The organism is Chitinophaga caseinilytica (assembly GCF_038396765.1).
In the GTDB taxonomy this organism is placed as follows: Bacteria; Bacteroidota; Bacteroidia; order Chitinophagales; family Chitinophagaceae; genus Chitinophaga; species Chitinophaga caseinilytica.
Genome location: NZ_CP150096.1, coordinates 3,832,227 through 3,856,616 on the forward strand (window position 1 = coordinate 3,832,227; position 24,390 = coordinate 3,856,616).

Consider the following 24,390-nt stretch of genomic DNA (forward strand, 5'->3'; position numbering starts at 1 on the left):
AGCTTAAAAAATCGTTTAATCAACATGTTTAACCAACGTTATTGCAAAATCCTCTTCCTCGCCGCCGCAGTGATCACGGGCAGCTCCACCATGGCCTGCAGCAAACCGGTTACCGGTAGCGGCTCCACATCCGAACGCTCCGTTCGCAACGAGAGCGATATGGATGAAGATATCCTCTTCTTTGTCAACAAGTTCCGCCGGTCCAAAGGCCTCAAGCCCCTGGAGCTGAACGGCGTTCTCAGCAAGGAAGCGCGCGGCCATAGTAAGGATATGGCCAGCGGGCGGACAGGTTTCGGGCACGAAGGCTTCGAATCCCGGATCGACGATATCTCCAAATCCATCGGCACCGTGCGCGCCGCCGCTGAAAACGTGGCGTATGGCAACCTGAGCGCCGAAGCTGTGGTAGACGGCTGGATCAAAAGTCCCGGCCATCGCAAAAACATGCTCGGCGATTTCAACCTCATCGGCATCGGAACGGCCAAGGGCAAAGGGAACATCGTTTTCTTCACCCAGATTTTCGTGAACAAGCCCGCCGCTCAGGCAAAGAAATAAAACTTGCTAACCTGTTTTATACCGCAGCGGTTCCCTGGGCAGGGGAGCCGCTGTACTTTTTTGTACCTCCCTGCCGTTTTTTGCCGTAATTTGGCGCCATGGAAAAACGCAGGATCATTGAGGTGAGAGACCTGGTGAAAACATATGGCGATTTCACCGCCGTGAAAGGGATCAGTTTCGATGTGTACGAAAACGAAGTCTTCGGACTCCTCGGCCCCAACGGCGCCGGTAAATCCACGACGCTCGAGATCATCGAAACCCTCCGCCAGAAAACCTCCGGCAGCGTCATGGTAGCGGGTTTGGACCTGGATAAGGACCCCGAGGCCATCAAGCAGATCATCGGCGTGCAGCTCCAGACGTCCGGGTATTATCCGAACCTCAACCTGGTTGAGCTCATCCACCTGTTCGGCGGATTGTATAATCAACCCGTAGACCCCATGGCCCTGCTGCGCGAATTCAACCTGGAAGACAAAGCCAAAGCCAAATACAAGGCGCTTTCCGGCGGACAAAAGCAGCGTTTCTCCATCGCCACCACCCTCATCAACAAGCCGCGCATCATTTTCCTGGACGAGCCCACCACCGGCCTCGATCCGCAGGCGCGCCGCAACCTCTGGACGCTCATCCAGCAGGTGAGGGCCAATGGCACAACGGTCGTGATCACCACCCACTACATGGATGAAGCCGAGTTCCTCTGCGACCGCTGCGCCATCGTAGACAGTGGCCGCATCATCGCCATCGACTCGCCCGACGCGCTGATAGACCAGCTCGTGGCAGGCGGTTTCGAACGGAAAAAAGAAGTGAAAAAGGCCAGCCTGGAAGATGTGTTCATCCAGCTGACCGGTAAGGATCTGCGGGAAGACTGATCATTCGTCAACATGCATATCGCTCTTTTTTATGGAAGATTTACGCTATCCCATCGGCCGCTTTCACCCGCCGGCCATCATTAACGCGGAAGCCCGCAAACGCTTCATCAACGACATCCGGCACCTGCCGTCGCTCATCGAGCTGGCCGTGCAAACGCTCGACGAGCACCAGCTTCAAACGCCCTACCGCCCCGGCGGATGGACCGTGGCACAGGTGGTGCATCACCTGACAGACTCGCACATGAACGGTTTTACCCGGTTGAAACTGGCGCTCACGGAAGATAATCCTACCATCAAACCCTACGACGAAGCCGCCTGGGCCGAACTGCCCGACGTACAATATACGCCCATCAACATATCCATCACCCTGCTTCATGCCCTGCATGCCCGTTGGGCGGCCGTGCTCGAGCATATGGAAGCGCGCGACTGGGACCGGACATTTTTCCATCCCGGCAACAACACTTCCAACACGCTGGCGAAGCACCTGGCCAATTATTCCTGGCACGGGCTGCATCACCTGGCGCATATCGAAAAGCTGAAGGAAAGGGAAGGGTGGAAGTAAAACGATTGAATTTTGAACTGGAAACTACTGCGATCAGAATACCTGTTCCGCGAGCCCTGGCTCACCGTGCGGAGAGACACATGTGAAACGCCTTCCGGCGTGCTGGTACCTGAATATTATGTGCTCGAGTACCCGGATTGGGTGAACGCGATGGCCGTCACCGACGACGGAAATGTGATCCTCGTCCGCCAGTACCGCCACCCCGTCGGAAAAGTGCTGCTGGAAATTCCCGGCGGTGTGATGGACCCGGAAGACGCATCGCCCGAAATCGCCATGCGGCGCGAGCTGCTGGAGGAAACGGGCTATGCGTTCGATGAGATGCATTTCCTCGGGATCACGTCCCCCAATCCTTCCACCCACACCAACCGCGTATTCATGTACCTGGCTACGGGTGGGAAGAAAATTCAGGAGCAGCAGCTTGATTTCAATGAGGAGATCGACGTGGAAATCGTTACCATAGCGGAATTGGAAGCGCGGCTGGCGCAGAACGCGTTCTTACAATCGCTGCATTGCACCTGCCTGTTCTATGGCTTGATGAAGTGGAAAGAATTGCAATCCAAATAAAGAAGGACAGCCGCTCCCCGCAGCTGTCCCCTCATGCATGCTGAAAATGCCGGTTATTTCTGGACCGGCTTGTGCTCCACGTTCACGGTGGCGCCGTTTCCGTTCACCACGCGGTACGTAAAAATGTCTTTTGTCAGTTTCACGACGTCCACCACACGGGTGTAATTCCGGGTGCGCGAAACGAGTATGCGCTTGGAATTATCTGGCGTGATGAAGTAATAGCCTTCATCCCCGCGGGGCGTTCCGTCTGTGTTGAAGAAAACGTAGTTGCCGTTGGGAAGGTAATCGGCGAGGCCTACGAAGCCCATGTTGGCGGCGGTTACGTCTTTGCCAACGGAGTCGGTGACTACCGTGGTGACCCACCGGGTGGAGGAAAGGATTTCGTTACCGGATTTGGCAGGCTCGGGCGCGGGCGCATCGTCTTTGCTGCAGGAGGCGAAAGTGAATGCGGCGATGGCGATTGGTAATACAGTTCTCAGTCTTGGATGCATCAGGCTTCGTTTTTGGTGATACACCAAAACTATCGGAAGCCCGTGGCTCCGGCGGGTGTTTAAAATCGAAAATCGGGTACTTTCTGAATCTAGGGTTGTTGCGGCATATCTCCCACGATGAAGCAGCTTCCGCAAACGAGGATCATGTCGTTTTCGCCGGCAGCGGCTTTGGCGGCAGCGTACGCTTCGGGGACCCCGGTATATGAATTCCCCTGCAATCCTTCCTGGTTGGCCATTTCCAGCAATTCTTTTTCGTCGAGCGCCCGGGGGATCTGGGCGCGGGTGAAGTAATACGTCGCGTCTTGCGGGAATAAACGCAATGCGGCGGGCACGTCTTTGTCTTTCACAAAACCGGTCACGATATGTAACTTTTCGAATTTGACGAGGGAAAGTTGTTCCAGGATGGCGCGAATGCCGGCTTCGTTATGGCCTACGTCCAGCACCGTGTATGGCTGCCGGCCGATCACTTCCCATCTTCCACCCAAACCGGTCAGCCGTTTTACATTTGCCAGCCCCTTTTCCACGGCTTCCTGCGTGAGCTGGTAACCTTCCTGCCGGAGGATGTTCACACCGGCCAGTACGCCCAGGAGGTTTTTTCCTGGTAATGCCCCGGCAGATCGAGGCGGTAGGTGAAGGTGGGCTCGCCTAAGGCGGAAGCAACGGTAACGGTGAGCATTTCCTTGCCCGGTTCACTGTTGACAATGGTGTATTGTTTATCGGCGAAAAGGATCGGGGCGTTGTGGAGGTCGGCCATTTCGCGGAAAACGCCGTCTGGCCCGGCCTGCGTTTCGCTGATCACTACCGGCGTATCCGGTTTGATGATCCCGGCTTTTTCCCGTGCGATCAGTTCCGGCGTGTTGCCGAGGATGTGGGTATGATCGAGGCTGATATTGGTAATGATGGAAAGGAGGGGGAGATGATGTTGGTACTGTCTAACCGCCCGCCAAGCCCGGTTTCGATGATGGCGATATCGACGCCTTCTTCCGCGAACCACTGGAACGCCATGGCCACGGTCACTTCGAAGAACGACGGGTCGATGGTTTCGATATGCTGTTTGATCGCTTCCGTGAAAGTGACTACCCTTTGTTCAGGGATCATTTCGCCGTTGATGCGGATGCGTTCCCGGAAATCGTGCAGGTGGGGGGATGTGTACAGGCCCGTTTTGTACCCGGCCGACTGGAAGATGGCGCTGAGCATGTGGCTGGTGGACCCTTTCCCGTTGGTGCCCGCGATGTGGACAGCAGGGAATTTTGCTTCGGGGTGGCCGAGCACGCCGCAAAGCAGGCGGATGTTGAGCAGGTCGTTTTTCAGCGCGGAAGCTCCCAGCTTGCTGAACATCGGGAGCCGGCTGTACAAGTAATCGATCGTTTGCTGATAGTTCATGGATACCTCGCTAAATAGTGGGGCAGCCCAGGTTGCGCCGGCGTTTGCGGTACGTTCCGTCACTGCCCTTGTCCCACGACCATTTACTGAAACGGATGGGAACTACGCGCAAAGCTACGAATACATCCGCATGATTGATCATCCGGCGGCCGAGGGTGGATAAGATGGAGGCAGACCCGATCACCAAAGGCCCCGCCCGCAGGGCAAAACCCGCATCCGCCTGTCCGTACCGGTTCACCGAAACCGGAAGGTAAACGCCCAGGTTGCGGAGCTCGTACCGCGGCGTGACGGTCAGTTGCGTGAGGGCGCTCGTCTTGTTATCGTCTTTCTCTCCACTGTTCAGCGCCAGCGTGGCGCTTGCGCTCAGGAAAAACCTGCCGTTCAGGTTGTAGTCGCCGAACAGGTTGAGCGAAGTGGGGAGGTTCATGTAATACGTTTCCTCGTTTTCCATGGGCGTAAACATCGTGGCGAGGCGCGTCGCATACCGTCGCATGCTTTCGCCCCGCTGCTTGTTCAGCGAGCGGACGATCACGTTGTTCGCCGTCATGTCCAGGTTTGCCGAAGCCATGGCCTTCTTGTATTTGATCCCGCCGATATCTACGACAGACACGCCGAACCGGGCTTTCCAGGTATCCGCGTCGGGATTCCAGTCCGGCCCGCCTTCGTGCATACTGCCAAACCCGTCGTTATCCGGCCGCCACTCGTACACCACCCCGATATCCGCCCCGATGCCGGGGTTCTGGAAAGGTTTGTAGTAAGACGCCCAGCTGTCGTTGTCCGTATACGAATCCATCTCCTCGTTGTAGGCGTAATACACTTTTGCGCTGTTGATATCGGCCAGTTCCGTGGTGTTGAAAGTAAACGATGCGTCGCGGACCACGGTGTAGGCGGCTGCCTGTCCACCGAGGTACTTCAGCGTAATTCCCGCTTTCCAGCGATGGTCGCCTTCGTCTTTGATGACGCGGGAATAGCTGAACCCGAATTCGTTCCAGGCATGACCGTTGCCCGCCGCGAATTTGGCGGCGAAGTTGCGGTTGGTGAAGCGGGGATTGGGATAGTTGAGCGCGAAGAAATTGGCGATGTTGGTTTCCACGCCGCCGGCATTGGCCGATCCGCGCACGCGCCATGTGAACGCGACGGACTGTTTCTCGTCGATGGAAAACAGGACGGACGGCAGCATGATCTCCCCGCTGCCCCAGCCGTATTGCCGGCGGGTGGCGTTGGTGTCGGGGATATAGTCCACGTTCCGCACCAGTTTCTCCTGGCTGGAAAAAAGGGAAGATTTAACGAAGGAATAATAGGTATTGCCCGCCTTCACATCCGCCCCGACGATATTTACGTCCCACTTGTACCGCGATCCGGCGCCGAGGGCCGGGTTGAACGGAATGGCGTGAACGCCTGCGTACTGGCTCGTATGATAGCCGGTAAATACCTGTGCCTGCGCTGAAACAGCGGTCAGCAGGCACAAAGCGAGATATCCGAGACGTGAATTGAGCATAGAATAGTACAAGGTATAGGTAATAACGTGAAAATCCGAAGGATATTACCGTACTGTCGTTGGATACCTGCGGACCGGCTTTTATCGCGGCTTGAAATAAAACCTGATAGGCCCGAATTGTTCTTCCGGCGCTTCCTGGCTTACATTATATTTTATCCGCAGGGCTGCTTCTTTTGCTTCGCGGATAGCAGCGGGATTGCTGATGGTGGAACCACGGAGATTATGCGTGGCGCTGACCACATTCCCGTTACGGTCTACTTTGATGTTGATGGCTACATAGCCCGTTTCGTTACCGTCCCATTCCACGGACGGGCGATTTACGAGTGTGCGGCCCGCCAGCCGGAAATCTGATGCCCCGCGGCCAGCGCCGGGTGTGCCGGTATAGGCGCCGCCATTGGGGCTGCCGCCGATGACGCCGCGGTCTCCGGGCTTGCCGGTATTGCCTTCGCCGGTGGAGTTATTGGAACCGTCGGCCCCGTTGCCGCTGTTGGCCGCATTACCCGTTCCGCCGGTGAAAACGGCTTTGGGTTTCGGCTTGGGAGCTGGGGGAACAGGTGCGGGAGGCGCTTCCGCTTTGGGCTTGGGCGCTTTTACCGGCTTGGGCTCGAGTGTTTTTGCGATTTCTTTGGGTTTGACGTTGACAGGCTTCACCGGCTGCTTGATCACTTCCGGCGCCTCGGCCTCGTCAGACGTGGCGAGTTCCTGCGAATTGCTGTTGTCCGCTTTGGAAGCGGCTGCAGGCTGCGGTGTGGAAGGCTCCGGCTGGGCGGCTGCGGGCGGATTGGGATTGAGCGGCTGCTCGTCGCCCATACCGTCGTCAGACGTGCCCAGGTTCACTTCGATGCCCATGTCCTGGTCGGGCAGCGGCGGCGGCACGTCGAGGCTCACCATCACCAGTGCCAATAACAGCAAGGCATGTACGCCGATCGTGATGCCGGCGGCTTTTATATTTTTGGATTTATTCTGCTCTGTCATCGTGTTCCAAAGTTAATATTTTTTTCCGGTGGAGGGAATGCCCCCGTTTCCGGCTGCAAATACCCTGCCGCGCCTGTCATTTACAAATGCGGTTTGTCATTTCCGGACGGGTAAATGTAAGTAAGCGGTGTAATTTGCGGTACATTATGTTCGACAAGACAATTTCCTTGTACAGAAGCGCCTACGGCGGTATTCCGCGAAAAGTCTGGCTGCTGGCGACCGTGCTGCTGATCAACCGCGCCGGCGCCATGGTGATCCCCTTCCTGACGTTGTATCTCACCACCCAGCTTCATTTTTCGCTGGAACAGGCGGGCATTGTGATGACGGTTTACGGCATCGGCTCGATCCTCGGCTCGCTGCTGGGCGGCAAACTGACGGATACCATCGGTTTCCACCCGGTACAGTTCTGGAGCCTGGCGATGCACGGCGTGATGTTCCTCGTGCTTTCGCGCATGGATACCTTCCCGCAGTTTGCCGTTACGGTTTTTGTGCTGGGCATGGTGGGCGATGCTTTCCGCCCCGCCAACTTCGCGGCGGTAGCGCATTACAGCGATGCCACCACGCGCCTGCGCTCGTATTCCCTGCTCCGCCTGGCGTCGAACCTGGGCTGGGCGGTAGGGCCCGCGGTAGGCGGGGTGCTGGCCACCATCAGCTACAATATGCTATTCTTCGCCGACGCATTTTCCTGCCTCTCGGCGGCGTTCCTGCTGAAATTGTTCCTCCGCCCCGGGAAAACTTCCGGAAATACCGTGCATACGGCGCCCGTGGGAGAAGCTAATATGTCTGCCTGGCGAGACAGGCGCTATCTTTTCTTCATCCTCCTCGTCACGTTCAACGCCATCTGCCTTTTCCAGATGTTCAACATCGTTCCGGTGTACCTCAAAACCGTGGTGCACATGAATGAAAGCATGATCGGCCTGGCGATTTCGACCAACGGCATCCTGATCGCGCTGATCGAGATGATCCTCGTGTTCAAGCTGGAAAACCGCCGGCCAAACGAGTACTACATCTGCATCGGCGCCCTCCTCATGGGGCTGGCCTACGTGATCTTCAATTTCGTGCCGCCCGTGGCCGCTGTGGCCTATCTCCACATCGTACTGTTCTCGGCCGCCGAAATGATGACCCTGCCGTTCATGAACAACTTCTGGATCAACCGCGCCCAGGCCCACAACCGCGGCCAGTACGCCGGCCTTTACACCGTCGCGTTTTCATGCGCCACGATCCTCGCGCCCACATTAGGCGCTTTCGGCGTGGAACATTTCGGGTTCCGCGACTGGTGGTGGGCGGTTGGCGGCATCAGCCTGCTCACTTTCTTCGGTTTCCGCTGGATGCTGAAAAATACATCTACCCCTCCGGTGACGCCCGCGCCTACGCCTGAACCGAACCCGGCTCCGGAAGCAGCCCTGGCCTAATTCGGTTTCCGCTGGATGCTGAAGAATACATCCACCCCTCCGGTGGCCCGCGCGCCCGAACCCAACCCGGCCCCGGAAGCGGCGGTGGCCTAATTCGGTTTCCGCTGGATGCTGAAGAATACATCCACCCCTCCGGTGGCCCGCGCGCCCGAACCCAACCCGGCCCCGGAAGCAGCGGTGGCCTGACCGGATGCGTTCATGAAACAGGCATTCTGCATCCACCGAAAAAAACGACAATACGCTGTTCCAAAAACAAAAAGCCTTCATCCAGCGATGAGGGCTTTTATATCGTGCGTTATTTCATCAGGCATTCCACATCCACCGAAAAAAAATCCTCCAACAATACTCCGTTCCAAAAACAAAAAGCCCTCATCCAGCGATGAGGGCTTTTATATCGTGCGTTATTTTAAAACTACAAATGCGCGAAATCCGCTTCGTAGTTGCCTTTGATACGTTCCATCGGCGGATTGTAGTACCCGAATTTCACATCGGGGAACTCTTCGCGGATGAGCTCCATCAGCTGTTTCACCCCCAATAACTCGCCGGTTTCTACCACGCCGATCTTGCCCAGGTACCAGTCCGGATCGATGTTGAAATTCCGCCACTGGATCATGTTCAGGCCGGTTTCACGGATCACCGTGCGGAGGGCTTCATATTCCTCCACCGTATCGGTCATGCCCGGGAAAACGAAGTAGTTGATAGACGCCCATCCACCATGTTCCCGCACTACTTTAATACTCTCGATGATATCGGAGAACTGGTAGTTATTGGGCCGGTAATAAGGCGTGTAAATCTGCTCCCGGACGGAGTTGAGGCTCACGCGGATGCTGTTCAGGCCCGCCTTGCAGAGCTCGCGCACCGCATTGGGCTTGCTGCCGTTCGTATTGATATTGATACTGCCTTTTTCAGTATGCTTTCGGATCTCGAGGATCGATTCGCGGATGGTTTCCCACATGAGCAGCGGCTCGCCTTCACAACCCTGTCCAAAGCTCACGATAGGGTACGGCGCCGATTCCAGGTGCGGAACGGTAAATTCCACGATCTCCTGCGCAGAAGGCTTGAACGTCAAACGGTCCTGCGTGGAAACGATCGTCTCCTCTTCCGGCTGGAACGAAATACAGCCGATGCAATTGGCGTTGCAGGCGGGGGAAGATGGGATGGGGCATTCCCAGCGGCCCATGAAATAGTTGCGCGCGGCCGGACAATGGTACGTCAGCGCGCAATTATTGGCCAGGTGCTGCACCAGCCGGTTGTGCGGGTAAGCGGCCAGCATGTCGGTGACGCCGGATTTCACGGACTTATCGTCGAACCCTGCGCATTCCTGCCGGATGTCTTGCTCAATGCGCACGGCCGGCACATAGAATTTATTGTCGTGCCAGCCTGCCGCTGTGTAGCAGAACAGGGGAAGGGTAGGCGCGTCCGGCAAGGTTTCGTATGCCGCGAGGTACAGCCCGGTATGCGCAGGCGGGATGAAAGCCGCAACGGCCCATCCTTTCTCGCAAAGGCGCATTTCGCCGGTGTGCACGTCGATCCCGATGCCTCTGCGGCCGGGCAGTTCATACAGGTTGCCTCCTTCGGGAAGCTCGATCCATTCATCTTCAGGGATGGGAAATGCATCCCACCCGGCACGGCCCACCACATACAGCGAGGTATCCTCGAAGATGTTGCCCTTGCCGTCGGAGTACATTATATAAGGAGAAACGTTCATGTCAGCCTGGATTGAAAATAAGCATTGATATCCGCCGTTTGCGCGGGGGAGTATTCGTCGAGCACTTCGAGCTGGAGCACTTTGTTGGTGCGGAAATCCAGCGTCAGGAGGTCGTTCCGCAAAATTACGTTATTCATCTCGTTCCACCGGTAATGCTTCTCCCCGAATACGGTGGGGAGGGAAATGCCGCTATCCTCGATCCGTGCGTACGCCGGTTGCATGATGCGATATTCCGCATAGCCGGTATATGCCACGCCGAGCCCCGCCAGCAACAGGGTGCCGCCGATGATGGGCTGCATGTGCGACAAAAAGAACAGGCTTCCCGAAAAAAGCGTGAACACCTGCAAAAGCCGCAATACGGAATTGGTTTCGGACATTTTCCGCATCTTCCGCATCATAAACGGGAAAGCCAGGCTGGCCGTACCGAGCGCAATGAACAGCAGGGCCATCAGCCAGTTGGGATGCTCCATTTTGTATACGCCGATGAGGTTGAACAGGAAAAGTATCCCGATCATGCCATGCATAACGGGTTGCATGCGCAGTTTGGTGATGGCGTTGGGATGTAGGATGCGGAACTTATACATTGGATTTCACCATCAGGTTACACAATTTGAACAGGATGCGGGCGCCCACGTTGGCGTCCCACTCGTCGAGCCCCGCGCTCACCTCCACCAGGTCGAACCCGATGAGGGTACGCCCGCTTTCGATCACGCGGCGGAAGAGGTAATACACCTGCTGGGCTTCGAGGCCGCCCGGCACCGGGGTGCCGGTGTGGGGACAAAGCTTCGGGTCCAGCCCGTCGATATCGAAACTGATATGCACTTGCCGGGGGAGCTGGGAGATAATATCGTCGCAGATGCTTTTCCAGGTCTCGCCTTCGTACATGCGCTCTTTCATGTCCTGGTCGAGGAACGCCGAAATGCGCCCATCGCTGTTGCGGATGAGGTCGAGCTCGCTGTCGCAGAAGTCGCGCAGGCCTACCTGGACGAGCTTTTTGAGCTGGGGCACTTCCTGCAGCGCGTTATACATAATGGATGCGTGGGAATATTTGAAGCCTTCGTAGCTGTCGCGCAGATCGGCATGCGCATCGATCTGGAGGATGCCGAAATCGCCTTTATGCTCGCCCATGGCGCGGAAGAAGCCGAGCGGGGTGGAGTGGTCGCCGCCTACGAGGCCAACGAGTTTCCCTTTGGCCAGGAGGCTTTTGGTCTGATCGTAAACCCAGGCGTTCATTTTACAGGCGCCTTTGTTGACATCGTCCACCGAGCGGCGCATGAAGTCGTTTTCACTGATATCGCCCCCTTCGGCAAGGAATTTCAGGTACAGCTCGGCTTCCTTGCGGAGATAATCGCTCCGGAGGAGTAGCTGGCGGTCCTGCTCTTTCATGTAGAACCCCTGTTTCCAGCCGTCGGTGCCGGTGTCGGAATCGTAGAGGTCTACCTGCAGGGAGGCTTTGTAAATGTGTTCCGGGCCACGGGCTGTACCGTTGTTATAAGACACCGTCACTTCCCAGGGCACGGGCAAAAGTACCAGCCGTGCATCGTCTTCCCCGAAAGGCAGTCCGAAAATGTTGTTGGACAGCAGGCCGGGGGAGTTGGGATCGAATTTCGATAGATCAGCCATGATGAATCAATACTTAGCTTATTTCCGCGCAAAGGTACAGGTAAAAATTGGTTCCGGGAGGGGGAAACCTGACGAATATCAGCCCCCGGGAACGGGTTTTTTGGCTACCTTTGGTCTCGATTAATCTGCTAAGGATGAAGAAGACAAGTATTATTCTGCTCGTAGTAATAGCGGTTTGCGTGGCCGGCATGGTCATGATGGTGGGTGATTTCAGCACCTACGAAACATTCGCTACCGCCCGGAAGAAGGAAGGAAAGGAGATTCACGTGATCGGCGCTTTAGACAGTACCAAGGCCGTGGTGTACGATCCCGCCCGGGATGCCAACTACTTCAGCTTCCATATGAAAGACAAAAGCGGCGAAATCAGCCGTGTCGTGTTCTACGGTACCCGGCCCACCGACTTCGAGAAATCCACCGAGCTGGTACTCACCGGCAAAATGGTCGGCACCGAGTTCCATTGCAGCAAGATACTTATGAAGTGCCCGTCGAAATATAAAGACGAGCAACAGGCCTTCAGCGCGCAGCGCAAAGGATAAGGAAGACATTAAACAATAACTGTATATCGTCGGCCTTCAGCACTATGCCAACGGGCGGCGGAATCCTCACAACTTACGGAGCAACCATTGGAATCGATCAAATACAATGGGGAGCACCTGCTTCCCGGACAACTGGGCCATTTCTTCACCATCCTGGCTTTCGTGGCCTCCATGGTGTCTGTCGTGGCTTACTTCATCAGCGTCAGGCATTCGGATGAGCTGAAAAAATCTTCCTGGGCCAAAATCGGCCGGTGGACGTTTTATATCCAGGCATTTTCCGTTTTTGCCGTGTTCGCCACCCTTTACTACATCATTTCCAACCACTTATTCGAATATAAGTACGCCTGGCAACACTCCGAGCGCGAACTGGAAGTGAAATACCTCCTCAGTTGTTTCTGGGAAGGGCAGGAGGGCAGCTTCCTGCTGTGGAGCGTTTGGCACAGCGTGCTGGGGATCATCCTGATCAACACCTCCAAATCGTGGGAAGCCCCCGTGATGGCGGTCCTCGCGTTCTCGCAGGTTTGCCTCGGCAGCATGCTGATCGGTATTTACATGTTCGACTATAAAGTAGGCAGCAACCCGTTCCTGCTCATCCGCCAGGAAGACCCGTCGCTGCCCATTTTCAATAATCCGGATTACATGCAGTTCAAGCAGTTCATGGACGGTAACGGCCTGAACGCACTGCTGAAAAACTACTGGATGGTGATCCACCCGCCCGTGCTGTTCCTCGGCTTCGCCGCCACCATCGTGCCTTTCGCATATGGTGTGGCCGCTTTGTGGACGCGCCGGTACACCGAATGGGTAAAACCCGCACTGCCCTGGGCGCTCTTCGCCGGCATGGTTTTAGGCGTCGGTATCATGATGGGCGCCGCCTGGGCGTACGAATCCCTCACTTTCGGCGGCTACTGGGCCTGGGACCCCGTAGAGAACGCCTCCATGGTACCCTGGCTCACCCTCGTAGCCGGGATTCACACCATGCTGGCCTTCAAATCGTCTGGCCACGCCCTCAAATCTTCGTTTTTCTTCATACTGATCTCTTTCGTTTTCATCCTGTATTCTACCTTCCTCACCCGTAGCGGCATTCTCGGCCAAACCTCGGTGCACTCCTTCACCGACCTCGGCATGAGCGGCCAGCTCCTCGTGTTCATGGGCATCTTCACCATCCCGGCCTTCTGGATGCTGATCGCCCGCGGAAAGCAGATCCCGACGCTGAAAAAGGAAGAAAGCACCTATTCCCGCGAATTCTGGATGTTCGTTGGCGCCCTCGTGCTCCTCGTGAGCGCGCTGCACGTCACCTTCTTCACCTCCATCCCCGTCTGGAACAAACTGCTCGATATCTCCGGGATCCGGAAATTGTTCAAACTGGAAGAATTCGCGCCGCCGACAGACGTGATGCTGCATTACAACAAAGTGCAGATCTGGCTGGCGATCATCATCGCCCTGCTCACGGCCGTCACCCAGTTCATGAAGTACAAGGATACGCCCAAAGGCGTGCTGGTCAAGAAACTGGCCTGGCCTACGCTGATTTCCGTTGCCATCGCCGTGCTGATCGGCGTAGCGGGACGTATCTTCTATACCGACTACGGCGCGGGTGTGCTCCTGGGCATCTACCTCATGCTGTTCGCCTGCGTATACGCCATCGTGGCCAATATCACCTACATCATCACCGTACTGAAAGGCAAAACCAAAGCCGCCGGTGCCTCCGTGGCCCACGTCGGTTTCGGGCTCATGCTGCTGGGGATCCTCATTTCCTCCAGCAAGAAAGAGGTACTGTCCATCGATTCGATGAACGTGCTCAGCGGGTACTTCACAAAGGAAAGCGGACAGAATTCCCGCGAAAACCTCATGCTGCCCAAAGGCCTGCCCGTGCAGATGGGGCCATATTTCGTGACGTACCGCGGCGATTCCATCAGCACCGTGGATAAGGATAAAACCCTCTACATCGTTGAATATGAGCGGAAAGCGAAGCTGGAAGACGAGCCCACAGAGCGTTTCACGCTGTATCCCGACGCGTACCTCAATGTGAAGGGCCAGGAAGGCATCACGCCGAACCCGGATTCCAAACATTACCTCACCCGCGATATCTTCACTTACATCACCGCCGTTCCGAGGAAAGACATCCCGGCCGATACGCTGCCGTACGCACAGCACGTCATCACCCAGGGAGACACCGTTTACTTCTCGAAAGGGTTCATGGTGCTGGAAAACCTGAACACGAAACCGCAGCAGAAGAATTACCATCCCGAACCGGGAGACATCGCCGTGGGCGCCGAAATTTACGTGCATACCCGCGACAATGGCGACTTCCGCATCAATCCGGTATATTTCATCCGCGACAGCAGCTTCCAGGCGAATGTGGCAGATACCATCGCGCCGTTGAGCCTGGCCGTGAAGTTCACCAAGATCCTGCCGAACGAAAACAAGGTGCAGATCGAACTGAAGGAAACCCGCGAGCCGATGGACTATATCGTCCTGAAGGCGCTCGTTTTCCCCTGGATCAACGTACTGTGGATCGGTATCATCGTGATGGCCGTTGGTTTCGGCATGGCGATGCGCCAGCGGATGAAGGGAAGCAACAAATAATGTAAAGTCATTTAATTCGAAGGACGGCCCGAACGGCCGTCCTTTTTCATTGGCGCCCATCGCCGGACATATTCGCCATTTGGAGATATAACGAATTATTTACAGGGATGGACGGCCTTCCGGGCCGTCCTTTTCTTTATATTAGCGTCAGTAAACCCTTTTCCTATGCGCAGGATATTCCGGATATTGCTCATTGTTGCGGCCGTGCTGGCCGTGATCTACATCCTGGGGCCCAAGCCCGCTCCGCCTGATTTACAGGGCACTTTGCCCAGGGTACCGCAGCAGCTGGAGCAGGTAGCGGCATATGTAGACAAGAAGGAAGCCGGGTTCCAAACGCGCCCCGGCAACCGGGCCAGGATCGTTTGGGCGGGCGACTCCATCCATAAAACCCCGTTCAGCGTGGTGTACCTGCACGGATTCTCGGCGAGCGAACATGAAGGATTCCCCGTTCACACCGATTTCGCGAAGAAGCACGGATTCAACCTGTATCTGTCGCGGCTCGACGGCCATGGCCTGGAAACCCCCGAGCCATTGCTGGGCATGACGGCCCAGGGGCTCTGGAAAGACGCCCGCGAGGCCCTCGCCATCGGGAAGCAACTGGGCAACAAGGTGATCGTCATGGGCACGAGCACGGGCGGCACGCTGGCCCTGATGCTGGCAGCGCAGTTCCCCAATGATGTGGAGGCCGTCGTCAACATGTCTCCCAACATCGCCATCAACCAGCCCATGGCCGGTATGCTCGACGAGCCCTGGGGCCTCATGGTGGCCCGGGCAGTGAAGCGCGGCAAATACGATGAATCTACGCCCGCCAACCCCGAAAAAGCGAAATACTGGTATACGAAATACCGCCTGGAAGCCGCGGTGGAACTGGAGAACCTGGTGGATCATTCCATGAAACCGGAGCTTTTCGCAAGGGTTGGCCAGCCCATCCTCAACCTGTACTATTACAAGAACGAAAAGGAGCAGGACCACACGGTGAAGGTATCCGCCATCCTCGCCATGCACGAAAAGCTGGGTACGCCCGCCGCCAAAAAGCGCGCAGTGGCCATTCCCGGGGCCGGCAGCCACGTGATCGGCTCCAACATTACCTCTCACGACGTGCCGGGCGTGGAAACGGCCATAGAAGCGTGGTGGCAGGATATGTACGGGAATTGAAAAATTGCGTAATTTGGGGAGAAACCAATACGTTCCAGTGCTTCGATTAGCGGTTTGCTGTTTGATGTTTTTCCTGTGCCTGACAGGCCGGTCCCTTGCCCAGCAAAGGCCCGCAGGAGATTCCGTCGCCGTCCGCGCCATTGTTGTTGGAACAGATACCATTCCCTCCATCACCCTTTCCATTTTTAATGTATACGACCGTTTGCCGAAGCGCCTCCGCAAGGAGCGCGAACGCTGGACGCGCCTGCGCAATGCCGTATACGTGACGTATCCCTACGCCGTGTCGGCCTCCCGGGTGCTCAAGGACGTGAGCCGCGACCTCGACCGCTGTACCTCCAAAAAGCAGCGGAAAGAGTACCTCGCCAGCAAGGAAAAGGAGCTGAAAGCACAGTTCGGCGATAAGCTGGAGAATTTGTCGGTGTACCAGGGCAAAGTGCTCATGAAACTCATCCACCGCGAAACAGGGGAGAACTGTTACGAGATCATCAAAGAGCTGAAAGGCGGATTCAACGCGCGGATGTACCAAACCGTGGCGTTCTTTTTCGGCGGCAACCTGAAAAGCGAATTCAATACGCAGGACGATCGCGACATCGAGCTGATCGTCCAGGAAATCCAGCTCTATAACCGTTTTAACTGATCCCGCGCCACCGGGATTTGGTACATCCCTTCCTAAACCCGAACTTTGCCGGGCAAAAATCTGAGCATCATGAAACTGGATATACTCGCCATCGCTGCGCACCCCGACGACGTTGAGCTGTCTTGCGCAGGCACCCTGATGGTACACGCCCGCCAGGGCCTGAAGACCGGCATTGTAGACCTTACCCGCGGCGAACTGGGCACCCGCGGCACGCCTGAAGGCCGCCTCATCGAAGCGCAGGACGCCTGCAAGGTTATGGGCCTCGACGTGCGCGAGAACCTCTCCCTTGCCGACGGGTTTTTCCAAAACACGAAAGACGATCAGCTCGCCGTGATCCGCGCCATCCGCAAGTTCCGGCCCTCCATCGTGCTGACTAACGCTACCGAAGACCGTCACCCCGACCACGGCCGCGCTTCGCAGTTGGTGAGAGACGCCGCCTGGATGTCTGGCCTCCGCAAGATCGAGACCTTCGGCGACGACGGGCAGCCGCAACACGCCTGGCGCCCTGCGCAGGTGTACCATTTCATCCAGGACCGCTTCCTGCAGCCCGATTTCGTGGTGGATATCACCGATGTGATCGAGCAGAAGATCGCCGCGATCAAATGTTTCAAAACGCAGTTCCTCGCAGAAAAAGACCACGAACCGCAGACTTATATCTCATCCCCCGAATTCTTCGACAGCGTTATGTACCGTGCCAAAATGCTCGGAAAAATGATCGGCGTGCCCTACGCGGAAGGCTATACGAGCGCGAAGATGATCGGGGTGAAAAGCCTCATGGACCTTATTAATGTTCCGACCTGATCCTGCAGATGAGCCATGGAACCGCTGGAAATCCCTAAAACCTATACGGAACAGCGATTCACCTCGCTGAAAAGCCTGAATTTTTTCAGCGGGATCGCCGCCGCTATCGTGGTATTTATCATCTGGATGGGCTACAGCAAGTACCAGTTCCGGAAAGAGACCATTGCGGAAGGCAACATCGTGCGCGTCAAAATCGAGCGGGTAAGTTGCGGGCGACGGAGTTATATCCTCTTCAAAGACCGGGGAGCACAACATTCGGTGAACCTGCACGGCAGTGTTTGTGGTGGACTGGATTACGGACAGGTTGTTGAAGTTTACTATAGTGAAAATACAGGCCTGTACCTCCTGAAAAACGACGGCCTCGGCGACGATGACCTGCCTTTTATGTGGACTGGTATTTTGCTGGCCGCTGGCCTTGTAATTTTTTATATTCGCTGTTACCGGAGAGTAAAGCGCAGTGCTGCAACAGCCCGGGATCCCGCCCACCGGCGATGATGAGAAAATTTCGCCTGGGCCCGTTGAAAATCTCATTCGCATTTTAGACCCACATTAAATAACATGCCCGAATCAATCATGGAAACTAAGGAAGATACCTTCCGGGAAATTGCCGGTATACCGGCCGATTATAAAAGTTTTGCGTACCGGTATTTCCGGAACATTTTCGGATTCCTGGTATTGTTTTCCTTTGTTAGTTTGATCGTATTTGCGAACGGCGGGGTTAACAGCATCACCCTGACGCTGATGGGCAGCGTATTTGCGTTGGTATTTTTATATGGTTTGAGGATGTCCGCCAACATCTTGTATAAGATCAGTGTGAACGAAGAAGGGGAGATACGGGTGGAGACGATGCGATACAACAAGATTACAGCCATTGTCCGGAACAGGAGCGACCTGCAGGTGAAAGTCATACAGGATGCAACTTCCCGGTATATTATCGATATGATACGGATTGATGTAGACCGCAAAACTTACTTCGTTCAGAAACAATTCCGGCCCTGGACGGTGGAGAAGATCCAGCAGGTGAAGGAATTGGTGAAGGAGAAGGCGTTGTGATACGCAGGATTCCCGAAATGGTTAAATTACCTTTTGCAAACTACTAAGATCCTTTGATATGGGGGCTTTTAACATATTGCATGCGCAAATTCCATGTCCGGCCTGCGGGAAGCAGACGGATGTTCGTATTCAGTTTAAGTTTGGTGACACCTGGCAACTCGAATATAAAATTGGCGACAGGATCGGATGGGGTGGAAATGCTACCGGCAAGCCCGGCCTGCCGAACGTGAAAGTGTCTGGCTCGCTTGAAACAACGGTTTGTGATACCTGTAGTGCCTCATTCGAGCGTGATGAATTTGATGTATTGGTGCAGCATGATGTGATTATAGGAGTCCGGGAAATGGAGGACCCAGCGGCATATTTTACCAGTGAAAGTGATTATGTTGAAATTGAATAGCAGGGGAAAATCATCAGGTTAACAGCCCTGTCAGCCACAAATATTAATCATTTAATCAACCCCCGCATCATCGCCTCCTTCACCAAACCCGCCATGTGCTTGATGTTCAGCTTCTGCGTGATATTCAGCCGATGACATTCCACCGTTCTCAGGCTGATGAACAATTTCTCCGCGATCTGCTGGTTCGTATGTTCCGATGCGATCAGCGTCAAAATCTCCGTTTCCCGCTTGGTCAGCTGCACTTCGCGGCTGGATGGCCGCTTTCCCATGATCATTTCAGACAGCATGGCCTTTTCGAGCCTTTTATCCAGGTACTCCTCGCCATCGTACGCCTTGTCGATCGCGGAAAGGAGGCTCTCCGGGTCGGTGCTCTTCAGCAGGTAGCCCAGCGCCCCGTTGCGCATCATTTTGCGCACGTACATCGTTTCTTCGTGGTTGGTCAATGCAATCACCCGCACGTCCGGATATTGGTCGGAAATCTGTTTGCAGAGGTCCACACCGTTGGCGTCCGGCAACTGGATGTCGAGCAGCAGCACGTCCGGCGCTTCCTGGGCCAGCGCTTCCATGAGCGCAGCGCCCGTCAGCGCCTTGAATATGAGTTGGTGCCGGGGCGATGCACTGAGCATCGTTTCCAGCCCGTTGATGATTAATAAATGGTCGTCCGCGATGCCGATCCTGATTTCCATGAGTGCTCGTATTGAAATAAGTGTGACAGTAAATTTAATGCAAAAAAACAGCTTCCTGCGGTAACATCCCCCAGTACTACTACTTAGGCGCTGAAATCACGTACTACACCCGTTTTCCGGCATTGCGGAGCGGTATACTTTTGTACCGTTAAAACCGAATAGTATGAAAAGTTTCATCACCCCGATAATCATCATCGCGCTCGCCGCCATCGCCTGCAAGAAAGACGATAACAAGGAAGGCGACAACGGCAACCCCCAGCCCCAGAAAGGTTATGTGACCGGTAAAGTCGTAAATGCGGCGGGTAAGCCCGTCAAAGGCGTCACGATCATCATCGACCACAGCATTTTCTGGAACTCGAACATCAGCACCAGCACGAAAGACGACGGCACTTACAGCGTCAAAATTCCCGTGGGTTCCTGGTACGCCTACGCCGAAATTACGGTCGATTACAACGGCCGGAAGTTCAAAATGGACCTTCACCCGGATAACTCCGATGGTTTCGGGGGAGAAGGCGCCGTTCGCAATTTCACCTGGAAGCTGTCTGGCGAAAGACCGGACCCGACGTTGGGCAACTACGGCGGTGTAGTGGAATTCAATCAGACGGTCGGGGAATTCGAAGTGATCGAAGAACGCGATATCGTTTGGACTTTCACCCCTTCCGGCCCCCTGATCGACGGTTCCGCCGGGAAAGTGCTGACCCTGAAATCGGCGAACGGGAATGATTTACGGGACGTGCCCATCGGCAGGTACAAAGTTACGGCCACGTTCGAAGGCAAAGCTTTGAAACTCCGGAAATGGCGGACGCAGGACGCTTTCGGCGCAGATGTGACTTTCGATTTCTATCCCACTTTTGAATCTTTCTGCAACAATTGCCAGATACTTGAATACAAGATAAAGTAATGTATTGCCGATTTCCGGCCGCATCCGGTTCGTTCCCCAAATAAGAACGGTATCATCCATTGCCCCCAAAAAAATTGCTGTCATAAAACGGAATCCATTGCCCCGAATGTCCTTGTGCAGCCCCGGTTCCTGAAAATCGTGACCATGCACGGGTGTTTATCCCTGTATTATCCGGTCCCTTTTGATGATGAGCCCGTTCTTCCCACCGGCTACGGCGAAGAGCGGGTTTTTTTATGCCATCAGGCCGGCGAATTCCGCGTAGATGCTCGTTCCTTCACCCGGGCGACTACTGATCTCATAATGCCCTTTCAGTAAATTGATCCGCGTCACCATGTTGCCCAGCCCGATGCCTTTGCCGGGCACGGCGTTGGTATCGAAACCTTTGCCGTTGTCTTCGACGGTGAGGGTCAGGATGCCGTTGTCGTACCCCAGTTGCACGATGGCTTCGGTGGCATTGGCGTGGCGGATGACGTTGTTCATGGCTTCCTGGATGATGCGGTAGAGGAGAAGCTCCTGCCCCGCGGCGAGCTGGGGCATTTCGCCCACGGTGTAAAGGTTGATGGACAGGCCGGGATGGCTGATCTTGGCGAGGAACGCGCGGAGTGCGTATTCCAGGCCTTCCTGGAGGAGGATTTCGGGGTCGAGGCTGTGGGAGATGTTGCGGACTTCGCGGGCGGCGTCTTCGATGAGGGAAACCACCCGCGCCGAGGCTTCCGGGTCTTCTCCGCGGACCGAATGCATATGGATTTTGGCGGCCGAAAGGATGCTGCCTACGCCGTCGTGCAGTTCCTGTGCCGTGCGGGCGCGCTCTTTTTCTTCACCGGCGAGATGGGCGAGGAGCAGTTGTGTGCGCTTGCGCTCGCCGGCCGCTTTCTGCCGCTGCCGGAACAAAACCCAGGTCACCGCGCCGGCGCCGACGAGCAGCGCCACGATGCCCCAGGAAACCCATATCCAGAAATCCTGCCGCTCCAGCTGCAACTGCTGCTGGGCCAGCGCCTGTTCTTTCCGGGCCGTGGCGTATTGGATTTCCAGCTCATTGATGGCGGCCTGGGTGGCCGTGTTGTTCATGGAATCATTGAGGACGTCGAATTTCCGCTGATAATCCAGTGCCAACGCGGGCTGGCCCTGCATTTCCTTCAGTTCCGTGCCCAGTTTGTACAGCTCCCGCAGTTCGCTCCGCGGGAAGATGTTTTCCGCGTCGGCGATCACCCGGTCGAAATAAGGGGCCGCTTTGGCAGGCTGCTTTTGCGACATGTAAATTTCCGCGTACAGGTGGTCGACGTAAATCCTGTAATCCGGCGGTATGGTCGGGGATAGATGCCTTTCGGCGACCTGGTTCCAGTAAAGGGCCGAATCGTTGCGGCTGACCCGGTTCTGGATGCTGCCGAGATTGATGTAGGCACAGAGCTGGAGAATAGTGTCTTTCCGCAACAGCCCGATGACCCGCGCTTCGTGGGCGTGCGCCAAAGCGTCGGGGAAGCGTTTGCTGAGGGTTTCGCTGGCAAGGAGGTTCACGAGGCTGCGGCCGATGGCATTGGTATCTTTCAGCGCGATGGCGGTTTCGTGGCCTTTGCGCGTGTAAAAAAGGCTTTTGGGAAAATTGCCGAGGTCGAGCAGGATAGACCCGAGATTGGTGTAATATTTCTGCAGGTTCGGCTGGTCGTTCAGTCGTTCGGCCATTTCCAGCGCCTTGATGAGATGGTCTGCCGCCTTCTGCAACTGCCCCATGGCCTGGTATTGCAGGGCCATGTTGTTGTAGGCGCTGGACGCTTTACTGAAATTCTTGATTTCCATGGCCTTTTCCAGCTGGAGCGCGGACACTTTCAGGGCTTCTTCGAACCGGAGGTTGTTGTAGAGGAAAAGGGTGTATCGGCGGGTGTAGTCCAGCAATCCGTCGGTGAACCCGATCTTTTCGGCCAGGGCGCCGGCTTTCCGGTAGTAATAATCGGCGGAATCCGGTTGTATGGCGGCTTTGGCCGTAGCCGTAGCGATCCATTCGCGCACGGTGGTGGTGTCCTGGCCGGAACTGGGGCGGGGCGCTATGAAGAGGAAGAGTACAGGTAAAATGAGGCGCATGGTCGTTAAAATGGCGGAACATGGCAAATATAATGAAAAAGCCGCCCCATGGGAGCGGCTTTGGATGTACGGTCTGCCCGTTATTTAAGTGCTTTGAGGGCTTTGCGGTAATAGATGCCGAACGCCTTGCCGGCGTCTGCATAAGCCTCCGCCACCCGGATGCCGGTCGCTTCCGCGCGGCCAACGGCTTCCGTTATGCGCCATTTGGTTACGAACTTCTTCGGGTTGGGGTTCTGGGAGTCGGTGATGATGATGTCCGCTTCGATATTGGCTTTGCCCATTTTCACCACGGCATAATAGCCCGGCTCGATGAAGGTGGTGTTCACGGTCATTTTGTAGCGCGCGTTCGGGAAATCGCCCACCACTTTGTTTTCGGCGTATTTGTTGAACAGCGCGATGAACTTGCGCTTGTAATGGCGCTCTTTGTCGGCCTGCCAGGAAGCCACCCATTCGTCGCCGCGGCCGGCTTCTTTGGCGTTGAGCTCCGTTTGGCGGCGTTTGAGATAGTTTTCTTCTTTCCCGGCTTCGCCTACGCGGCATTTATCGTAGGTGAGCACGAGGTGGAAGGTGTCTACGTCCTTTATGTCGTTGATTTTGCCGCCAGCGGGCGTGATTTCCTGTGCGGAGGTGCCGATAGCGGCCAGCAGGAGGCCTGCGGCCAGGAGGTGCGTTTTCATGAACGGTGTTTAGGTAAGGGATTTGAGGGGGTGAATATAGCATAAAAGTCCGGATCGCGGATGGGCGACCGGGAGGCGTATGGCGCAAAAAGTGGAAGGGAGCGTTTCCTGGGTTTGGGCGAAACGTTCCCCGGGGCCCTGATCGGGGAGCAGGGCGGTTTTTTTACGGTACAATGGAACCCGCTGCGGTCATGTCATAGCCTGGGGTGAAAGGCATCATGACCTGCCGAAACTAGATGAATAAATCCTGTGTAGCATCAAATTCATCCTGTTTGTTGATGACGTTTTTGATAAACGGAATCAAAGCAAGGCCAACCGTAAGAATCGTAAGCAAAATGTTTCTCAGTTTCATATCCAATCATTTTTTACCTGTCTAGATATAACTAAAATACGTGCCAAAAGGTTAAATGGTTCCGCAGTGAAAAAATCCGTTCCGCGTAGGTATTTCCGCCACTTTTCCGGAAGTCCGTACTGGGCTTGGATTTAACACTATGTTCATCTATCGGAATTCAAAATGATATAGATAGAAACAATATCTAGTGTTAGTAAATCTATTTGATTTATCCCTTGCAGGAACGGAACTTTGCGGCGGCGATTCACAACAGTCCGACTTGAAAATCAATAAACAGTTACAATAGTATTATGAAAAATGCAGTTTTATCAGTAGGGGCCCAATTCCCTGAGTTCGCAAAAAAGGCAGTAGTTTCCATCGAGAAAGGCAAGGAGTTCTATGAGATCTCTTCCGAAGAGATCAAAGCTTCCGGAAAATGGATGGTAATGTTCTGGTGGCCGAAAGATTTCACCTTCGTTTGCCCCACCGAGATCGCCGAGTTCAACAAGCATTACCAGGATTTCGCTGACCGTGACGCGATCCTGATCGGCGCTTCTACCGATTCCGAGTTCGTGCACCTGGCCTGGAGACAAAACCACGACGATCTCCGCGGCCTGCAGTTCCCCATGCTGGCCGATACTTCCAAATCCCTGGCAGACGAGCTGGGCATCCTGGAAGCCAGCGAGAAAATCGCTTACCGCGCTACTTTCGTGGTAGACCCCCAGGGTATCGTTCGGTGGACTTCCATCTACGACCTCTCCGTTGGCCGTAACGTGAAAGAAGTGATCCGTGTACTGGATGCGCTGCAGACCGACGAGCTCTGCCCCTGCAACTGGCAGAAAGGCGAAGCTACCCTCAACGCGTAATTTCGAGCAACGACTTTATTTCGTGGCCGGGCGGCATGCTGCTGGTCCGGCCATTTTTCT

General features: G+C 55.4%; 27 protein-coding genes. 15 read left to right on the forward strand and 12 right to left on the reverse strand.

The window, feature by feature from the left end:
* The first annotated feature begins 24 nt into the window (after positions 1-24).
* From WJU22_RS15680 to WJU22_RS15695, 4 genes are all read left to right on the forward strand, one after another.
* On the forward strand, positions 25-552 hold the full coding sequence (locus WJU22_RS15680; RefSeq protein ID WP_341839125.1) for a CAP domain-containing protein: 528 nt from the start codon (positions 25-27) through the stop codon (positions 550-552).
* A gap of 98 nt (positions 553-650) precedes the next feature.
* Complete coding sequence (locus tag WJU22_RS15685; protein ID WP_341839126.1) at positions 651-1,415, forward strand: ABC transporter ATP-binding protein; 765 nt, start codon at positions 651-653, stop codon at positions 1,413-1,415.
* A 31-nt stretch (positions 1,416-1,446) separates the two neighbouring features.
* Positions 1,447-1,977, forward strand: a complete 531-nt coding sequence (locus WJU22_RS15690) for a YfiT family bacillithiol transferase (protein WP_341839127.1) — start codon at positions 1,447-1,449, stop codon at positions 1,975-1,977.
* A 12-nt stretch (positions 1,978-1,989) separates the two neighbouring features.
* Positions 1,990-2,541 carry an NUDIX hydrolase gene (locus WJU22_RS15695; protein WP_341839128.1) on the forward strand — a complete coding sequence of 184 codons (552 nt, stop codon included), beginning with the start codon at positions 1,990-1,992 and terminating at the stop codon, positions 2,539-2,541.
* A 53-nt stretch (positions 2,542-2,594) separates the two neighbouring features.
* Here the strand turns inward: WJU22_RS15695 and WJU22_RS15700 are convergent, their stop codons facing one another.
* From WJU22_RS15700 to WJU22_RS15725, 6 genes are all read right to left on the reverse strand, one after another.
* Entirely contained in the window at positions 2,595-3,032 is a 438-nt protein-coding gene (locus tag WJU22_RS15700) for a DUF4822 domain-containing protein (RefSeq protein WP_341839129.1), read from the reverse strand.
* 89 nt (positions 3,033-3,121) lie between these two features.
* Complete coding sequence (locus WJU22_RS15705; RefSeq protein ID WP_341839130.1) at positions 3,122-3,601, reverse strand: glutamate ligase domain-containing protein; 480 nt, start codon at positions 3,599-3,601, stop codon at positions 3,122-3,124.
* Positions 3,598-3,831 (reverse strand): hypothetical protein, encoded by a 234-nt coding sequence (locus WJU22_RS15710; protein WP_341839131.1) that lies wholly within the window; start codon positions 3,829-3,831, stop codon positions 3,598-3,600. The genes WJU22_RS15705 and WJU22_RS15710 overlap by 4 nt, the downstream gene beginning before the upstream one ends.
* 44 nt (positions 3,832-3,875) lie before the next feature.
* Positions 3,876-4,415, reverse strand: coding sequence for a hypothetical protein (locus WJU22_RS15715; RefSeq protein WP_341839132.1), 540 nt, complete (start codon positions 4,413-4,415; stop codon positions 3,876-3,878).
* A gap of 10 nt (positions 4,416-4,425) precedes the next feature.
* Entirely contained in the window at positions 4,426-5,913 is a 1,488-nt protein-coding gene (locus WJU22_RS15720; RefSeq protein WP_341839133.1) for a DUF5723 family protein, read from the reverse strand.
* 81 nt (positions 5,914-5,994) lie between these two features.
* The gene (locus WJU22_RS15725) at positions 5,995-6,888 is read right to left on the reverse strand and encodes a hypothetical protein (RefSeq protein ID WP_341839134.1); all 894 of its coding nucleotides are present in this window, start codon (positions 6,886-6,888) and stop codon (positions 5,995-5,997) included.
* Between the two features lie 146 nt (positions 6,889-7,034).
* Between WJU22_RS15725 and WJU22_RS15730 the strand changes: the two genes are divergently transcribed.
* Complete coding sequence (locus tag WJU22_RS15730; RefSeq protein ID WP_341839135.1) at positions 7,035-8,300, forward strand: MFS transporter; 1,266 nt, start codon at positions 7,035-7,037, stop codon at positions 8,298-8,300.
* A 412-nt stretch (positions 8,301-8,712) separates the two neighbouring features.
* On the opposite strand, the gene WJU22_RS15735 is transcribed toward WJU22_RS15730, so the two are convergent.
* The 3 genes from WJU22_RS15735 to WJU22_RS15745 are packed head-to-tail and all read right to left on the reverse strand — an operon-like array spanning position 8,713 to position 11,631.
* Positions 8,713-10,008: a radical SAM protein gene (locus WJU22_RS15735; protein ID WP_341839136.1), complete on the reverse strand. Its 1,296-nt coding sequence runs from the start codon at positions 10,006-10,008 to the stop codon at positions 8,713-8,715.
* Positions 10,005-10,592 (reverse strand): hypothetical protein, encoded by a 588-nt coding sequence (locus tag WJU22_RS15740; RefSeq protein ID WP_341839137.1) that lies wholly within the window; start codon positions 10,590-10,592, stop codon positions 10,005-10,007. The genes WJU22_RS15735 and WJU22_RS15740 overlap by 4 nt, the downstream gene beginning before the upstream one ends.
* Complete coding sequence (locus WJU22_RS15745; protein WP_341839138.1) at positions 10,585-11,631, reverse strand: agmatinase family protein; 1,047 nt, start codon at positions 11,629-11,631, stop codon at positions 10,585-10,587. The genes WJU22_RS15740 and WJU22_RS15745 overlap by 8 nt, the downstream gene beginning before the upstream one ends.
* 134 nt (positions 11,632-11,765) lie before the next feature.
* Here WJU22_RS15745 and WJU22_RS15750 point away from each other — a divergent pair, with 134 nt between their 5' ends.
* The 8 genes from WJU22_RS15750 (at position 11,766) to WJU22_RS15785 (ending at position 18,793) form a co-directional block, all read left to right on the forward strand.
* Positions 11,766-12,167 carry a cytochrome c maturation protein CcmE gene (locus tag WJU22_RS15750; RefSeq protein ID WP_126249183.1) on the forward strand — a complete coding sequence of 134 codons (402 nt, stop codon included), beginning with the start codon at positions 11,766-11,768 and terminating at the stop codon, positions 12,165-12,167.
* An 87-nt stretch (positions 12,168-12,254) separates the two neighbouring features.
* Entirely contained in the window at positions 12,255-14,750 is a 2,496-nt protein-coding gene (gene ccsA, locus WJU22_RS15755; protein ID WP_341839139.1) for a cytochrome c biogenesis protein CcsA, read from the forward strand.
* A 165-nt stretch (positions 14,751-14,915) separates the two neighbouring features.
* Positions 14,916-15,905 (forward strand): alpha/beta hydrolase, encoded by a 990-nt coding sequence (locus tag WJU22_RS15760; protein WP_341839140.1) that lies wholly within the window; start codon positions 14,916-14,918, stop codon positions 15,903-15,905.
* A gap of 64 nt (positions 15,906-15,969) precedes the next feature.
* The gene (locus WJU22_RS15765) at positions 15,970-16,542 is read left to right on the forward strand and encodes a DUF4294 domain-containing protein (RefSeq protein WP_341843783.1); all 573 of its coding nucleotides are present in this window, start codon (positions 15,970-15,972) and stop codon (positions 16,540-16,542) included.
* A gap of 69 nt (positions 16,543-16,611) precedes the next feature.
* Positions 16,612-17,343 carry a bacillithiol biosynthesis deacetylase BshB1 gene (gene bshB1, locus WJU22_RS15770; protein WP_341839141.1) on the forward strand — a complete coding sequence of 244 codons (732 nt, stop codon included), beginning with the start codon at positions 16,612-16,614 and terminating at the stop codon, positions 17,341-17,343.
* Between the two features lie 15 nt (positions 17,344-17,358).
* Positions 17,359-17,838, forward strand: a complete 480-nt coding sequence (locus WJU22_RS15775; RefSeq protein WP_341839142.1) for a hypothetical protein — start codon at positions 17,359-17,361, stop codon at positions 17,836-17,838.
* A gap of 78 nt (positions 17,839-17,916) precedes the next feature.
* A complete protein-coding gene (locus WJU22_RS15780; protein ID WP_341839143.1) occupies positions 17,917-18,396 on the forward strand; it encodes a hypothetical protein in 480 nt (159 codons plus the stop codon).
* A 58-nt stretch (positions 18,397-18,454) separates the two neighbouring features.
* Positions 18,455-18,793: a hypothetical protein gene (locus WJU22_RS15785; RefSeq protein WP_341839144.1), complete on the forward strand. Its 339-nt coding sequence runs from the start codon at positions 18,455-18,457 to the stop codon at positions 18,791-18,793.
* 47 nt (positions 18,794-18,840) lie between these two features.
* Here the strand turns inward: WJU22_RS15785 and WJU22_RS15790 are convergent, their stop codons facing one another.
* The gene (locus tag WJU22_RS15790) at positions 18,841-19,479 is read right to left on the reverse strand and encodes a response regulator transcription factor (protein WP_341839145.1); all 639 of its coding nucleotides are present in this window, start codon (positions 19,477-19,479) and stop codon (positions 18,841-18,843) included.
* Between the two features lie 163 nt (positions 19,480-19,642).
* On the opposite strand from WJU22_RS15790, the gene WJU22_RS15795 reads away from it, so the two are divergent.
* Complete coding sequence (locus WJU22_RS15795; protein WP_341839146.1) at positions 19,643-20,380, forward strand: carboxypeptidase-like regulatory domain-containing protein; 738 nt, start codon at positions 19,643-19,645, stop codon at positions 20,378-20,380.
* A 231-nt stretch (positions 20,381-20,611) separates the two neighbouring features.
* Here the strand turns inward: WJU22_RS15795 and WJU22_RS15800 are convergent, their stop codons facing one another.
* Positions 20,612-22,456 (reverse strand): tetratricopeptide repeat-containing sensor histidine kinase, encoded by a 1,845-nt coding sequence (locus WJU22_RS15800; RefSeq protein ID WP_341839147.1) that lies wholly within the window; start codon positions 22,454-22,456, stop codon positions 20,612-20,614.
* 80 nt (positions 22,457-22,536) lie between these two features.
* Positions 22,537-23,133: a hypothetical protein gene (locus WJU22_RS15805; RefSeq protein ID WP_341839148.1), complete on the reverse strand. Its 597-nt coding sequence runs from the start codon at positions 23,131-23,133 to the stop codon at positions 22,537-22,539.
* Between the two features lie 642 nt (positions 23,134-23,775).
* Between WJU22_RS15805 and WJU22_RS15810 the strand changes: the two genes are divergently transcribed.
* On the forward strand, positions 23,776-24,330 hold the full coding sequence (locus tag WJU22_RS15810; RefSeq protein WP_341839149.1) for a peroxiredoxin: 555 nt from the start codon (positions 23,776-23,778) through the stop codon (positions 24,328-24,330).
* Positions 24,331-24,390: the final 60 nt, after the last annotated feature.